This window comes from Cupriavidus sp. TMH.W2 (genome assembly GCF_050847365.1).
Lineage (GTDB): Bacteria > Pseudomonadota > Gammaproteobacteria > Burkholderiales > Burkholderiaceae > Cupriavidus.
The window spans coordinates 121,333-135,645 of record NZ_CP193796.1 but is presented as its reverse complement, the minus strand read 5'-3'; the positions used below and the strand labels follow the sequence as shown (position 1 = coordinate 135,645).

At 60.1% G+C, this 14,313-nt stretch carries 9 protein-coding genes; 6 read left to right on the top strand and 3 right to left on the bottom strand.

All coding sequences use genetic code 11. The annotated features are described in order from the left end of the window. Positions 1 to 18 precede the first annotated feature (18 nt). Positions 19 to 2,919, top strand: coding sequence for a TraM recognition domain-containing protein (locus ACREYQ_RS34015; protein ID WP_432263439.1), 2,901 nt, complete (start codon positions 19 to 21; stop codon positions 2,917 to 2,919). Positions 2,920 to 3,063: 144 nt separating this feature from the next. Here the strand turns inward: ACREYQ_RS34015 and ACREYQ_RS34010 are convergent, their stop codons facing one another. Genes ACREYQ_RS34010 through ACREYQ_RS34000 form a run of 3 tightly spaced genes read right to left on the bottom strand, consistent with a single transcriptional unit; the run spans position 3,064 to position 6,348 of the window. Then, positions 3,064 to 4,143 carry a hypothetical protein gene (locus ACREYQ_RS34010; protein ID WP_432263438.1) on the bottom strand — a complete coding sequence of 360 codons (1,080 nt, stop codon included), beginning with the start codon at positions 4,141 to 4,143 and terminating at the stop codon, positions 3,064 to 3,066. Positions 4,144 to 4,187: 44 nt separating this feature from the next. Beyond that, complete coding sequence (locus ACREYQ_RS34005; protein ID WP_432263437.1) at positions 4,188 to 5,450, bottom strand: helicase-related protein; 1,263 nt, start codon at positions 5,448 to 5,450, stop codon at positions 4,188 to 4,190. A gap of 25 nt (positions 5,451 to 5,475) precedes the next feature. Continuing rightward, complete coding sequence (locus ACREYQ_RS34000; RefSeq protein WP_432263436.1) at positions 5,476 to 6,348, bottom strand: hypothetical protein; 873 nt, start codon at positions 6,346 to 6,348, stop codon at positions 5,476 to 5,478. Positions 6,349 to 6,524: 176 nt separating this feature from the next. Between ACREYQ_RS34000 and ACREYQ_RS33995 the strand changes: the two genes are divergently transcribed. The 5 genes from ACREYQ_RS33995 to ACREYQ_RS33975 all read left to right on the top strand — a co-directional run bounded on the left by ACREYQ_RS33995 (position 6,525) and on the right by ACREYQ_RS33975 (position 14,040). Then, positions 6,525 to 8,075 (top strand): hypothetical protein, encoded by a 1,551-nt coding sequence (locus tag ACREYQ_RS33995; RefSeq protein WP_432263435.1) that lies wholly within the window; start codon positions 6,525 to 6,527, stop codon positions 8,073 to 8,075. 34 nt (positions 8,076 to 8,109) lie between these two features. Further along, positions 8,110 to 9,063 carry a hypothetical protein gene (locus tag ACREYQ_RS33990; protein WP_432263434.1) on the top strand — a complete coding sequence of 318 codons (954 nt, stop codon included), beginning with the start codon at positions 8,110 to 8,112 and terminating at the stop codon, positions 9,061 to 9,063. Between the two features lie 76 nt (positions 9,064 to 9,139). Continuing rightward, positions 9,140 to 10,081 carry a recombination-associated protein RdgC gene (locus ACREYQ_RS33985; protein WP_432263433.1) on the top strand — a complete coding sequence of 314 codons (942 nt, stop codon included), beginning with the start codon at positions 9,140 to 9,142 and terminating at the stop codon, positions 10,079 to 10,081. Beyond that, on the top strand, positions 10,035 to 11,129 hold the full coding sequence (locus ACREYQ_RS33980; protein ID WP_432263432.1) for a hypothetical protein: 1,095 nt from the start codon (positions 10,035 to 10,037) through the stop codon (positions 11,127 to 11,129). The genes ACREYQ_RS33985 and ACREYQ_RS33980 overlap by 47 nt, the downstream gene beginning before the upstream one ends. A gap of 1,576 nt (positions 11,130 to 12,705) precedes the next feature. Beyond that, positions 12,706 to 14,040 carry a replication initiation protein gene (locus ACREYQ_RS33975; RefSeq protein ID WP_432263431.1) on the top strand — a complete coding sequence of 445 codons (1,335 nt, stop codon included), beginning with the start codon at positions 12,706 to 12,708 and terminating at the stop codon, positions 14,038 to 14,040. Positions 14,041 to 14,313 lie beyond the last annotated feature (273 nt).

The following is a 14,313-nucleotide window of genomic DNA, read 5'->3' as shown; positions in this document are numbered from 1 at the left end:
TCTTCTTCATCGAGCGCCGTGACGAAGTTCATCGAGTCCCATCACGAAGTACCCATTAGTCGGCGAATCGCCGACGTGCGCCCTTGGAGCGAGCGGACGCAAGAGTGGCTGTCAAAGCCCTCAAACTTCCTCTTTGTTGCCGGCCCAACGGTGTACCTGTGTGCCGCGGCGCCTGTGCTACTGCCTCTGGTGGCTCCTGCATTCCTGCTGGCGCACTGGAGCGTCATGAGCTTGAAGAACGCCCTTCCATATCGGTACCCAGCCTCCAATGGCACCGTGGACCCCGAAGGCAAGAAGGGGGACGGCATCCTGCTGATTGGCGATGTCCGCTCGGACTCGCCATTCGAGAAGTTCAAACAGTGCTGGCTGAGTGATGACGACCTGCGTAAGCACTGGCTGATCCTGGGCTCGACGGGCTCGGGAAAATCGGAGACGTTGAAAGGGATCTTCTACAACGCACTCTGTTGGGGCTCCGGCTTCTTCGCGGCGGACGGCAAGGCGGATAACAAGCTTCCAGCGGACGGCTACACAATGGCCCGCGCGTTCGGGCGGGACGACTCATTTCTGGTTCTGAACTTCCTGTTGGGCGGCAAAACCCCCCAGCAGGTAGCCCGGTCTCGCCGTCGGCGCACGAACAAGATCAACCCCTTCTCGGGGGCCGACGCCGATACCATCATTCAGATGGGAGCGAACCTTCTGCCAAAGGCCGAGGGCGATGGCAAGGCCTGGCAGGAAAAGGCGCTCGCCCTCTGGCGGGCCGTGATTACCGCTCTCTGCTACAAGCGCGATACCCAAGGTACAGCCTTGTCAGTGGGGATGATCATTGATTACCTCGCGCTGCCCAAGATCGAGGAGTTGTACCTCGAGGGATACGATGAGGCGCAGGAGCGCGCCGACCAGTCCTGGTCCTACGGCTACGTCGGCATCAAGAACTACCTGGATTCTGGCTGCCCGGCCTACCAGGTGGAAAAGCTCCTGAAGAAACACAACCGCATTGTCGATCCTGCCGCCGGCCCCGCGGGGCCGGCTCGCGCCGGCGGCCGGCCGCCAACGAATGACCAGGACAACGTTGCCTACGAGCAGCATGCGTATCGCACCGGCCAGCTGATGCCGGTGCTGAACCTGCTAGATAAGACGTACGGCTATATCTTCCGCTCTGCGTTCTCCGAGATCGACATGGTCGACGTGGCGCTCCACAACCGCATCCTCTTCCTGCTCATCCCCTCTCTTGAGAAGTCGAGCCAGGAGGCGGAAAACCTCGGTAAGCTGACGATCGCTTGCCTGCGGGTGATGATGGCCAAGAACCTCGGTTCGGAATTGGAGGGCACGCGCGAGGAGTTGCTTGATTCGAAGGCGACAAACGCCCCATACCCGTATATCGCTGCACTTGATGAGCTGGGTTACTACTTTGCCGATGGCATCGCCGTGATGTTCGCGCAGGCCCGCAGTTTGGGTCTGTCACTAATGGCCGCCACACAGGACCTTGAGAAACTCACGGAGGGCAGCCGCGCAGCGGAGGCCGGTGCCATGCTCGGCAACACCGTGAACAAGCTCTTCATGAAGATTGACGACCCCAAGAAGACCTGGGAGCTCGTACGGGAGATCGTCGGCAAGGCCTACGTCAGTGTCTATAACCGGTTTGAACAGGTTGGCCAGAATTTCCGTCGCGAAGAGAACGCCTCCATCACCGAGGTCGAGCGAGTGTCGTTCAAAGAGATGCAGACCATGACTCCTGGCCAAGGTGTCATGAATGCGCTTGGTGTCACGCAGCGAATCAGCTCGTTCTATATGGGCGGCTGGCTCAACAAGCTAAACAACCAGAAGTTTCACATCAACCGATTTCTGCAGGTGGCGCCGTCAACCGACGAAGACGTGGCGGCCCTCTGCATGCCGATCCGCACGACGAGCACTGGCGGTTCGATCGATGTGCACCAGCGCATGCTCGACTACCTGCGCTATGTGCGGCAGGTGCCGCCCCTCTCACACGTCGCCTCGGCAACGTCTGAGCCGGTCCTGCCGCTCTTCCAAACCCTTGGCAAGGTGGCACGAGCGCTGGACACCGTCGATAAGGGAATTGCGCCGATGGAGCGCGGGATCGTTCTGTATCTGGCCGCAAAACGCGCGCTGGGGTTGGGCGGCACCTTCCCGGATGGCTACGCCGCTCCGGGGCTGCCCGGCGCCGAACCGACCGGGGCCGCCCAGTCAGCAGACGACGCAATCTCGCAGGGCGAATTGCTCGGTGAAGGACATTCGGCCGTGACCCCTGCGCCGGTGACTCATTTTGCCGCAGTACTGGCGACAGAAGGCACATTCGACACCGTCTCTGGTGTGCTGGACGAACACGGCCTGCCAGATCCTCTCGCGCTCATGCGCCGCCCGGTCTCCGAAGTCCTCGGCCCGCCGCCAGTTGCTCGCGTGCGGGAGGAGTTTGTATTCGCCCCGCCGCCACCACTGCAGTTTGACGAGGAAGATGAAGTCCATCCGGCTCCTGCAGCGGGTGGCGCTTCCGGCTGGCCGAGTGGCCTGGACGACCTGCTCGACCCAGCAGATATGACCGCGGACCAGCAGCTTGACGCGATTCTGGACAGCGAGGCCAGCGAATCGTTGCGCCAGCCGCCGGGCTCGCCGCGGTGGATTGCCGATTCGGTTCTGGCGGCGCAAGGCATGGCCCATCACCCCCGCTCAGCTGACGCCACAGTCGTTGGCCTCTCAGACGAAGCCATGTCCGAACTGGTGAACGTTGAGGCGGAGCTTGGCAGCCCGACGCCGGCCGCTTCCGCGCACACGATGCAGCAGATCCTTGCGGCGCAGGTAACACCGAACACAATTGGCCACGGCGAGCTCACCGTGGAGCAACTCGACGAGTTTTTCGCGAGGTTCGCGCCGCCGGCTGACGATGAACCAACTGCCTCTACTTGATTGACGCTGGGGCAGGTATTACTGCCCGGCTTGCGCACAGGTCATCGCGGGGGGCCATACCGCTGCCCTCCTGGTGCGTCCCCTAGCATCCGATCATAAGGGCCAAGGGCCTGGATCGGTCAGTTTCCCAGGCCCCTACATCCGTCACTGCGCTGGGCGATTGCGCTTAGCCAGATATAGGTCGTCGGGATCCAGGATATCATCGGGATCGGCGACTTCGCCACCGGCCGGGCGCTTAGTGGGAGGGCCAAAAGTCAGACCTTTTGGTTTGGCGGGCGCCTCTCCAGCCGGCTTCTCGGCGTTGGGGGCGATCTGCTGGATACCCAGTTTCGCCGCTCGCACGGCGAGGTTTGCCGCAAGCTGCTGTACGAGTTGGGGCTCCTTCAGGAATGCCTCGACAATCCGCTTCGCTTCGGGCATCAGGGCCTGCCGCGTCCCGGGCTCCTCCATTCCAAAGATCATCATCCGGGCCAGGTCGCGCCGGTTCAAGCCCAAGCCGTTGTTGTGATCAGTGATGCCGGCTTCCTTGAGCTTTTGCTCGAGCTGACGGATCAGCGCTTGTGCCTGCGTTTCGTGATCCCTCTCCATCGCCATACGCATGACGAGTTCGGCGACCTTGTCCGGCCCGCTGTCCTTTCCCATCATCGATTGCGCCTCTTTCAGGACCTCGGGATCCTTGAGTACTTCCGCGCCGAGGGCTGGCCAGCGGTTCACAAGCTCTTCGGCCGCCTGGCGAACAGCATCTTCCGAAAAGCCATGTTCCTGGGCTGCTGCCGCACCGACCGACTTCAAGCCGGCGGAGCTTGCAGGCGCAGCGGAAGCCTCGCCATGCACGGGCGTTGGCCTCCCGCGCTCCACGAACCTCGCTGCGACGGGGTCGTCCGCCGCAGGCCCCTGGTGCTCGGCGGCTGCTTCGGCAGGGCCGGTCGCCTTCGCCGTCGCGGTGTCACTAAAGCCGACCCCTTCACCTTTGCCGCTGAATAGGCGCTGGATGTAAGCCAGAACCGCCTTCATAAAGCGTTTGATCCAGTCAACTACCTGCCCGACCAACGAGCCGCTCTTATCGAGGACTGAGTAGCCGGCGGTCCAGCCCTGCTTCTCAGTACCCGTTACTTGCGCCGCAGCCTGCGCGACAGGCCGCTTCTGTCCTGGCGGCGATGCGGTATCGATGTCCTTGTACTGGACGTCTTCCGGCTGCCCGCCGGCGAATGTGATTGCAACCATGGATTTCTCCCTTATGTGAACTGGAACGGGCCCTGCGGCCCTCTTTAGTTGAACAGCCGATCCTGCGAGTGGCGCCTATTGGCGAGATCGTCACGCTCCTCCACCTGGTTGATCGTCACCGTGAGGTCAATTCGGTTCTCCAGAAGATCTCGGGGTCGGATCGGAATCAGCTTGAATACGCTGGACGTAGTTCCGCTCTGCGCAGTGCCTTCGAATTCCCCTGCCCCGCGATTGACCAGGTCATGAGCGGCGAGCTCGAACCCGTTGGCGATCCGCGTCATGGCTTCCAGGCGGTTGCGCGTCTCCGCCGACAGGGTCCTCAGATCCTCAACCATCAAGAAGCACTCGCCGTTGCCACCGGAACGAGCCAGGCGGCCGCGCATCTGGTGGAGCTGGGACATGCCGAAGTGGTCAGCGTCGCGGATCACCATGACAGCCACATCTGGAATGTCGATCCCCGTCTCCAGCACGGTAGACGCGATGACGATCGGCGTTCGCCCGCTGGCCACGCCGTCGATGGCGACGCGCTTTTCTTCGTCGCTCATTTCCCCATAGAGAGTGGCCACCTTCCCCGGAAAGGCCTTCTCGAATTGCACGGCAGCTTTCAGAACAGACGAGCGGTTCGCGGCTTCTTCCCCTTCCTTGGCATTGCTACTGTCGGTGCCTACTCGGGGCAGCAGGATCGCAGCGCGCTTCCCTGCGGCAATGGCAGCCTGGATCGCGCCGACGGTCACTTTCCGCTGCCCCACGTCGATGAGGCGGGTTTGAATCGTCTTCTGAACCGGCTGCTCGTCGATCGTGAATACCTGCACGCCTGGGAATAGCGACAGCGCCATCGTGCGTGGGATTGGCGTCGCAGACACGTCCAGGACATTAGTCCAAGGGGCGACCATGCGCTCCCGCGTGTTGGTATCTAGCTTGTGCTGCTCGTCCGCGATTAGGAAATTGGGGGTGTACTTCGCCTTGGCGGCGACAGTAGTCAGCCCGGCGGTCCCTACGAGGATTGCCTGTGGATCGATGATCTTCCCTCCGGCCTCAACCCGCTGCACGACGACCTTGTCGCCATATCGACCAACGAGATTGCGTGCAATTTGGTCGGCCAACAGCGATGTCGGCGCGAGAATCGCCACCCGAGCTCCAAACTGGTGGGCGGCGACGGCCGGGGCGAGGTAGGCGAGCGTCTTCCCAGTCCCCACGTCACCGCAAAGCAACCCGTTCATGGGCGTGCTGTTCTGCAGGGCAGCGGCGATGCCGGCCGACGCGCGTTCTTGGTCGCCGGTCGGATTCTCGGGTTGTGACCGTAGCAATGCCGCTGCCCGCGCGACGATCCCCTCATTCCCTCCAGCGCCGATTGGCGCGTCGGGGTGCTCTGCGCGTGTGTTCCGCCTCAACGCAGCAGCCTGAATCGCCAAACAAGCGATGCGCTTCGAGAGTGAGTGCGGCGCTGCCCTCTTCCGGAGTCATCGGAGCATGCAGCCCAGCGAACAGATCATCCAGGTCGGCGAACTGCAACGGGGCTTCACATGCCTCCAGAATTCTCTGCTCGGATAGGCCACATGCTTCGCAGATAGCCGCTACGGCGGAGTTCAGCGCCAGATCGATATCCTGATCAAGAACGTGCCCGACCAGGGCATTCACCGCCTGGCCGGCCACCCGACCCTGTATGCCGAGGTAGACGGGCATGACCTTGCCGACGTAACGAGTGTCCAGTTGCTCCACGTTGTCCAGGCAGAGCTTTGGCCCGAAGCGAACCGGGCGGGCCATGACCAGAAGTGAGTCGCCAACCTGCGTGTCCTTCCACCCCCAGATCGCACCGAAGATGCCCATGCTGGCCCGCACTCCGGCCGCGTCGGCGACTGAAATGTCGAGCCTGACGGTGCTTTGCCCAAACGGCGACTTCAGGGCAACCTTAGAGCCAGACGCAAACCCGAGGATCGGAGCCCCCCCGTCCTTGTCCTCGCGCTCGACTACGCGCACCAGCATTGGGACAGCACGCTCGGCCCCAGCAGCCTCCGCAAACCTTAGCGCGACCCGGCGGAAATCCTGATGCCTTGCCGGCGCGCACAGCAGCGCCTCTTCGATTCGGCGCAAACCCAGCCGCGAAACGGTGCGTTCGAGCGTCGGATTGGACAATATGGCCATCTGGTTAACTTTTATAAGTTTACATTTATAATAATACGACAAAATAACCTGAGCGCCGATCACTCGGTCGCTATCCCTCGTTCTCGACCTGACCCGCCATGAGAAGCCCATACCGATACCTCAACGCCGGCCCGTCCTCCCGGCTCTTTAGCATCCTGGCTGATCAGATCGCCAGGTCCCAGACGAAAGCTCCGGTTGCGCAGTGGATCTCTCTGATCGGGAAGCTCACGCAGAAGGGCGTGAAAGGCCACGAGATCGACGATTCGAATCTGTTGCCTACCCTGGAACTGCGCGACCCAAAGCAAACGATGACGCGGGAGGATTTGTTGCAGCTGTTGGTGTCGACCACTCCGACCATCAAGGAGATCGACTTGGCACGCCCGAAATACGCCAGCTACAAGCAGCCCGGTCCGAGCGTCTATCAAGAGACGCTCTACGTCCTCAATAGCCAGAAGGCGAACATCGAAGACCGGATGGACGAGATCCGCTTCGAGCTGGAAGAGCTGGACTTCGACTTGGACCGCCTCGCCCAAGACCCGGGCGCCGTAGTCCGACTCGATGCTGAGCGCCGTGCTCTGCTCGCATCTGTGGGAAAGGCTCACGATTTCTCGCATCACCACTTCTCGGATATGGAGGATCCAGAGCGTCCCGGCCAGCGGATCGCTAACCTCCTCGCCCATGCCCGGACCACCATCCGTGGTGACCTATTCATGGTCGAAGAAATTCAGTCAGACTGGGCGCAACGCGGGCGCCGCCAAGATTGGAATGGCATTCCTAGCGGCCCATTCGTGACGAATACTGAGCTCTGGTCCGGGCTGATCCTGCGCCGGACCCTTCAGCGGGCTGCCGAGAATCCGGTAATCAGCCGTGTGGCTTGGATCACGGGCAACATGCGCAACGGTTGGAACAATGAGACCAACTCCGACGGCTTGAACGACTTCTATCTGAAGATCCTTCCGAAAATTGGAGACAAGGCTCTCAAGGGTAGTGACCAGAAGATCCGAATGACGACCGTCAAGTTCCAGGAGGATGGCCCCGAGCTAAGCGTGCCCGGGTTTGACATGACACCACAAGCAAGGGAGGTCCTCTTGAAGCCCCAACCCATGTATTCCCGCGACGTGCTGCAGAGCACCCTCGCAGTGTTGAACAACGACCTCCCCGAGCACCAGCAGGCCTATTTGAGCCGCGCCCACGAGATGTTGGGCTCAGTCGCGTCTGTCCGACTCGCCTCGCAGATCTACGATGCGGCCGGCGCGGAAGTCGCTGGCAGTCAGCTCAACCGAATGATCCTGCTGTCCCTGCGCGCCAAGGAACCAGATCGAGTTTTCTATCACGAGTGCTGGCACTACGCCCAAGAGCATCTGATCGAAAAGGAGAAGAACGAAACAATCGACCGCGCTTTCCGGGCCGGCTCTCCTCTCCACACCTTGACAGTCAAATGCCTGACAGATCGCGGTCTGCTTCGGGCAGCGGCGCAGTGCAATGACCCCCGCGAGGCCGCGGCACATGCGTTTTCCCTCTGGAAGACTGGCGCGCTGGCGCTCCCAACTGACGAGGCACGAGATATCGCAGAGGTCGCCGGTACATTTGGCGTGGTCGGGCGTACTGCCGACAGCTTCTTCACCTGGATGCGCCGGGTTGCCGGTGAGGCGCAGGTCGAGAGCGACGCTTCTGACGTTCAGATCGTCGCGGCAATTTTCGAGCAGTTGGCCGCGGGCGGGCTGGCTGAACACGAGCCGGACGACCTGGATTTTGACCAATCGCAGGCCAGACGGCCACGGATGCGCTAGCTAGCCCTCCCCCTACCCAGCCAAGGTCTACCAAATGGAACCTCAGATTGTTGGTCTGAACGGTGTCTCTGAGTACGAGCGCAAGGCAATCGCCTCAGAGTTGGAGAAACAGGCGCAAGCGCGAGGCCTCACGCTCCATGTTGTAAGCCTTACCGCGCTCCTCGTGGATGAGCTGGCCCACGCCTTCCCATTAGCCCGCGGCCTTCTCGCAGCCCCGTTTTCTGGAGATGGATCGGATGAAACGCACGAGGAACTGGCGCTAAACCACTGTACGGACCGTGCGTTTATCCGCGCGGCGATTGAGTTTGCTGATGAGCGGGACCTAGAATTTGACGACCTTGGTTATTTCTTTGCCCAGCCCCGCTCGGTGGACCAGATCGCGCACTGGTGGCGCGTTGCTTACCGCGAGCGGACGACGCCAGGCTACTTCTTCGAGGTCGCGCGCACCGGCTTCAACAATCTCCGTCTGAACGACGGGGCGGACATCTACCTGGTAGAGGACGCTAACACGATGGATGTCTGCCGCCTGATACGGGCCGCCGGCGGTGAGAATTGGCTGGGCGCCCTGGCATTTGGCGACACTCGGCTCTTGGGGCCAACAGTGCGGGTGCCCGCAACAGCGCTGAATAGCCAGTTGGCAATATTCGTCCGTCAGCAATTCGCTCGCAGCCGTACCGACCATGTGGCCGCATGGGCTGGGCGCCGGCACGCAAACTCGCAGGTCGATGCAGAGCAGCTTCTGCTCGATGCCGGGGTTTGGTTCGATCGCGCCTATAACCGGTCCGGGGCGACGCCTGGCTCGGTTATCTACTTCAATCGCGGTCGTGAGCTCAACGTGGCCATGTATGACCCATCAATAGGATCCGTCAGCATTCTTGAAGACGGCCGCACCGACCGAACACCTGAGGAGCGTCGCGTTGACGTGCCGCTCTCCCTGCCGACTCCGGGGCATGAACGGCGCTCAGCGTTCCCACGCCCCGGCAACTAGTGTCTGCATATATTCCGCTGTATCAGCATTTTTGCTAACAAGGCCACCTAAGGCCCTTCCTCAAATAAGGACAACTATGTGGTTCAAGAACACAACGGTGCTTCGCCTCGTTAGCCTCGGCCAACGTATCGACGCACTCGCCGGCGCGCTCGGCAAGCAGGAGTTTTCGTCCTGCGGCAGCAGTGATTTCGCCGCTAGCGGCTGGGTGCCGCCCCGTGCCGACGGTTCGCTGGTCCATGTGGTGGGTCAGCAAGTTCTGCTTACCTTCTGCATCGAGAAGAAAGTGTTGCCAGGCGCTGTGGTGAAGGACGCTTTGGCCGCCCGAGCGGCGGACGTTGAGGCTCGTCAGGGATTCAAAGTTGGTCGTAGACAGCTGAAGGAGCTAAAGGAGGAGGTCACCCGCGAGCTCCTGCCAAAGGCGTTCGTGACGCGCAGTAAGACGGCCGTATGGATTGATCAAGTCAACAACCTGATCTTCATCGACGCGCTTGGCTCGAAGGTGGACATCATCGTGACCGCCCTCTTCCGTTCGATTGATCAGCTTGCGGCAACCCAGCTGCATTGCAATCTGTCCCCAGCGGCTGCTATGACGGACTGGTTAGCTAGCGATGAGGCACCTTCCTACTTCACGGTAGACCAGGACGCGGAGCTCAAGGACTCTCGTGAGGGCAAGTCCACAGTCAAATTCGCCAACCACAGGCTGGATGTTGCGGGTCTCGGGCATCACCTGGCGGATGGCAAACGGTGCACCCAGTTGGCTATGACCTGGGAAGATCGGGTCTCATTTGTGCTGACTAGCAACCTGGCGCTGAAGAAGATCAAGGCTCTTGACGTTATCAAGGAGCAAGCCAAGGACAATAGCGAGGACCGCGAATCAAGGTTCGAGTCTGATTTTGTGCTGATGACCGGCGAACTAAGCAAGCTGATGGCCGGCCTCATTGACGCGCTCGGAGGCGAGGTGCCGGCTCAACGTGCACGACAACAACACGAAGAAGAGGCGCTGCTCGCTGCAGCGTGACTTTCCAAGAATGACTAAGACCCTTCATCTCGAAGAGATTCACCTGCCAGCGGACTGGACGGGCCAGTGCTTTGCCAAAGCTCAAGGCCATGTCACTTCGCTCTACGTCTCCCGGGCGTCAGCGACGGCCCCGATAAGCATTGCCAGCGATGGCCGGCTAAACGGCGAAATGCTCAAAGCTCTAGCTGTCGCGCTCACTGACGCCTGGCGAACCGGCCGCGGCCTCGCCCCGAAGCCTGACCTCGAACCGTACGAAGTGCCCTTCGGGGCCGACGCGCCTATGTTGCGTCAGAGCGCACAACGGTTGTTACTCAATACGTTCGGCGCTGCGCCAATCGTCAGGTTCATACAGCACGCAAGCAATGTCGCACGCGAATCGGACCCGCTTTTGAAGGATCTGGTTTGGCAACAGGGCCGCCGCGGCTACATGGTCGAGTACCGGCTGCTCGACCAAGAGGGCAATGTCGTCGCCGCAGACGTGGAAAGCAACAAGGCCCTGCGCGCGGCGCGCGCCGCGCGATTAGCCGATCTTAATGCCTGGAGCATGCCGCTTGAGGACTTCGAGCTCACGTCTCTTGCCATCCCGGTGACTCAGGGCAATGGGGTAAAGGAGTCCCTGATGCAGGTGGTTGAGGGTGCTCAAGCGCCGGCGGGTGCCCAGGGCCTCAGCGCTCTGCGTGCCGAGCTTGGTCGCATGTACGACCGCGCAGCCCTTGGACCGAAAGGGCTCGAACTCGCTCCTCGTCAAGAATGGATCGCTTCGTCGGTCACGCAACTGCTGAATCGTGCGCTGGACTGCGACCTGCGAACCTTTCAGATGCCTGGGGGCAAGGCAATGATCTTCTTTCATGCTGACAACCCTCGTCTGACTCCGCTTTCGGTTCGGTCGATGGTGCATAGCGACCTAGTCATTGCTGCGTATGAAAGAGGCGAATACGTACCAGACAACGTCGTTAGCGACCTGCGTACGAGAAACCCGGGGCTTGAACTGCCTATGTCCGCCCCCCAGACTGACCGCCAGTCGTACTCTCGGCCGTCGATTCACTGACGGCGTAGGGTCGCCGACGTATCCCACACCAACCAACGAAAGCCTGGGGTTAGCTCCAGGCTTTTTTTTTGCCGGTATGCAACCGAGGGCGGCGCACTTCGCAGGTGCGGCGTGGGCGGTGCAGGAACGAGCGGCGGCCTAGCTGGTGACGTGGCCATCCTGCCACGCCAGCGGCACTGCAATTCACCGGTGGGACGGTGCGTGCGCTTCGGCTACCTGCCTCTCCCTTCCTCGTGCACAACCTTTAGACGAGCACGACTTTCCCCTTCGACATGGATAGCGCGCCTGACCGCGTTACGACGCGCTAGGGAGCGCTCCGTGAGGGAGAGCGGTACGCGCATCAACGCGCTAGGCGGCGCTAGAGCGCGGCTATGCGCGCTCGAATGCCCTAAGCAGCGCTTGGACGCGCTAAAGGTGTAATGAGTTGGGCCGCAAACCTCCGCAGAAGGTGTAATGGTTTGGTGGTCCCTTGCGGAGAACTTGTCTGAAGCGAGTATTCACTCCCATAAAGATCCATAAAAGGCGCTTGTGATGTGCGTCACAATCCATTTACAGGCGCTCTGCGGCCCAATCTATTGCACCGTCGATGGCCGGCGGCCCAAGCATGGCGCCTTCACCAGGTGCTGGCATCCCAATTCATTGCACCATCGGCGACCTGCGGCCCAATGAAGTGCACCTTGCCTCGGTATTTGCGGCCCAATGAATTGCACCATTGCCGGTCTGCGGCCCAACGCGTTGCACCTTTAGTGCTTTGCGGCCCAATACGTTGCACCTTCGCTTGTAGTTGTCGGTCGATCTGACGCGACCCTACCCTGCCTGTTTGCGGCCCAAGGCGTGCACCCTCGGCTGTTGCGGCCCAATTCATTACACCTTGGTATGGCATTTCGGACACCATTGCCGTGGTCTGGGCCACGGCTAACTTGCCAGGGTGCATCGAGCAGATCTCACGCATTCCGTTCGGGCGGCCTTTTGCGGCCCAATTCTTTGCACCTTGGAACGCTACCCGCTGTCGATCCCCATTTGCTAGCTCGAGTGTTGCGGCAAGTGAGCGTGCATAGTCGGCCATGCTGTTACGGCGAATCTCACGAGACGCTGTGGATAAGTGGGCATGGTTTTGACGTTCCGCAATTTCTTGCGGACAGCCAGCAGCTTTGTTTACGTAAACAAACTAACGTATACGACCACATTTTTTCCTTGAAGAATCATGCGGTTACGTCGAGCAAAGCGTTAACCGTTGGTGCCAAGGTGACATCTATTGGTTAGAAGGTGTACCGCATTGGGCCGCAAAGGTGCAATTGGTTGGCCCCCAACGGTGTAATCGATTGGTGGCAAGGTGCAAGTGATTGGTGCAGGGTGTTAACCGTTGGTCGGAACGGCCCCGCGGCTCGGAAAGCCGCTCGTGGTAAGCGTTTCAAGGCGCGGCACCGAGTCGATGGTGGCATCTATTGGTCCGGCGGTGTAATCGATTGGTGCGTGTCGGCAACGCCGCAGCGCAAAGGTGTAACCGTATACTTGACTCATTACACCTTTACGGAGATATTACCGTCCGTCACTTAGTGCATTGGACGCTCTCTCCATGTCAAACGTCCCGAAGAACATCCAGGAGCAACTCGGCTTCGACATCTTCAACTCCGTCCGCGAGGAGATGGGGCCGAATACCGCGATAACGGAGTCGGCGCGCGAGATCGGATACCGCAAGACCAATGTTCTGATCGATGTCTCGCCGATGTCGCTTGTGGCCAGACGAGCGATCAATGCCTTGTGGCTCACCGTATCAGAGAACCCGGATCTCGAACACTACGATATCGAGCTTGGCTACTTCAAGTGGCTCTCAAAGTTTGAGACGTCGAACAACGTAGCGCATTTGAAGAAGGCGCTACGTGAGTGCCAGAGTTCATCTGTCCAAGTATCCGTTGAAGATGCTGGCGGCGACCCGCAGTGGGTCTCTGTGCCCCTCTTGGGGTCGGTTGGGATAGCGGGCGGCCGCGTTGTATTCAAAGTTGACGAAATGATCCGTCGGCAGTTGAAGGACCCACAGCGCTACACGTATCTCTCCTTGCGCATGTCCGCATCACTGAGCCAATACGCGTACATCCTCTATGAGCGGCTTGGCTCCCTGCGTTTTATGGGAACGACGGCCTGGATTCCAGTCGAAGAGGTCCGAAAGTGGGTCAACGCAGACGCGGTGAAATCGCTTACGGAATACAAGCAGTTCAAGCGATTGGTCTTGGACAAGAACATCGCCCAAATCAATGAGCTGACGGACCTTTTTATCGAGTATGAAACGAAGACCGCGCCAGGCTCCCGCCGCGTTGCTGCGATCCGGTTCAAGCTCCGACACAACGCCGAAGGGAAGCTTGTTCTCGATTTTGCGCTGCCTCACGAGCTGAAGGATCTTTACGAGACCCTGGTGAAGGGCTTTGGTCTAAGCAATAGGCAAATCAACGAGATCATCAGCAATCGCGAAGAGAACACGGATGAGCGTATCCGCGCGGCTATTGAACTCGTGAAGTATCGCGTCAAGGTCGGGCAAGTGAAGTCGCCAGGTGCTTACCTCATGCGTGCGATCAAAGAAGGATGGGCTTTGAGCGAGATGGAGCGCTTGGCGGCATCGGGGAATGCGGCCGAACCGCTCTCCGTTGAACCCAAGGTTCCGGCAGCGGAGATCGAGTTTGCACGTAATCTTGAGCGGGATATGGAGCAGGGTCTGGCCATCTTCGCGTCGCTCGATACTGAAAGTCGACTGGAGGTCCTTGAGGGCCTATACAAGGAGACGACTTTCCAGATGGCTGCTCGCCGGCAAAAGGTAAAGGCGAAGCCCGATGAATCGGCGATCATGGCTCGCAAGACCCTGAAGATGGAACTCGCTCAGTACGTTAAGCGCTGGTCGGAAGCGCGCCAGCCGACCTGAAGAAAAAATAAAATATAAATTTCTCAAGGTGCATTAATGTTTTGCCCCGCCCGCTTTCGCGCTTGAGAACATTAGCGGCATCCCGTGGCTCGCCCCGCTTTCAAGGCTGAAAGCCAAATCCATCCTTCCGCGCTCCGATCGCTCGAACGGAAATATCGCGGCCTTCGCACGGGTGCGCATTACTTTCAAGCAAGAAACCTCCGGATCCCGGACATCTGTAGGTGACTGCGCTGGGTCTCGCGCTCACTTTCACGCATGAAAGTCCGGCCGCCC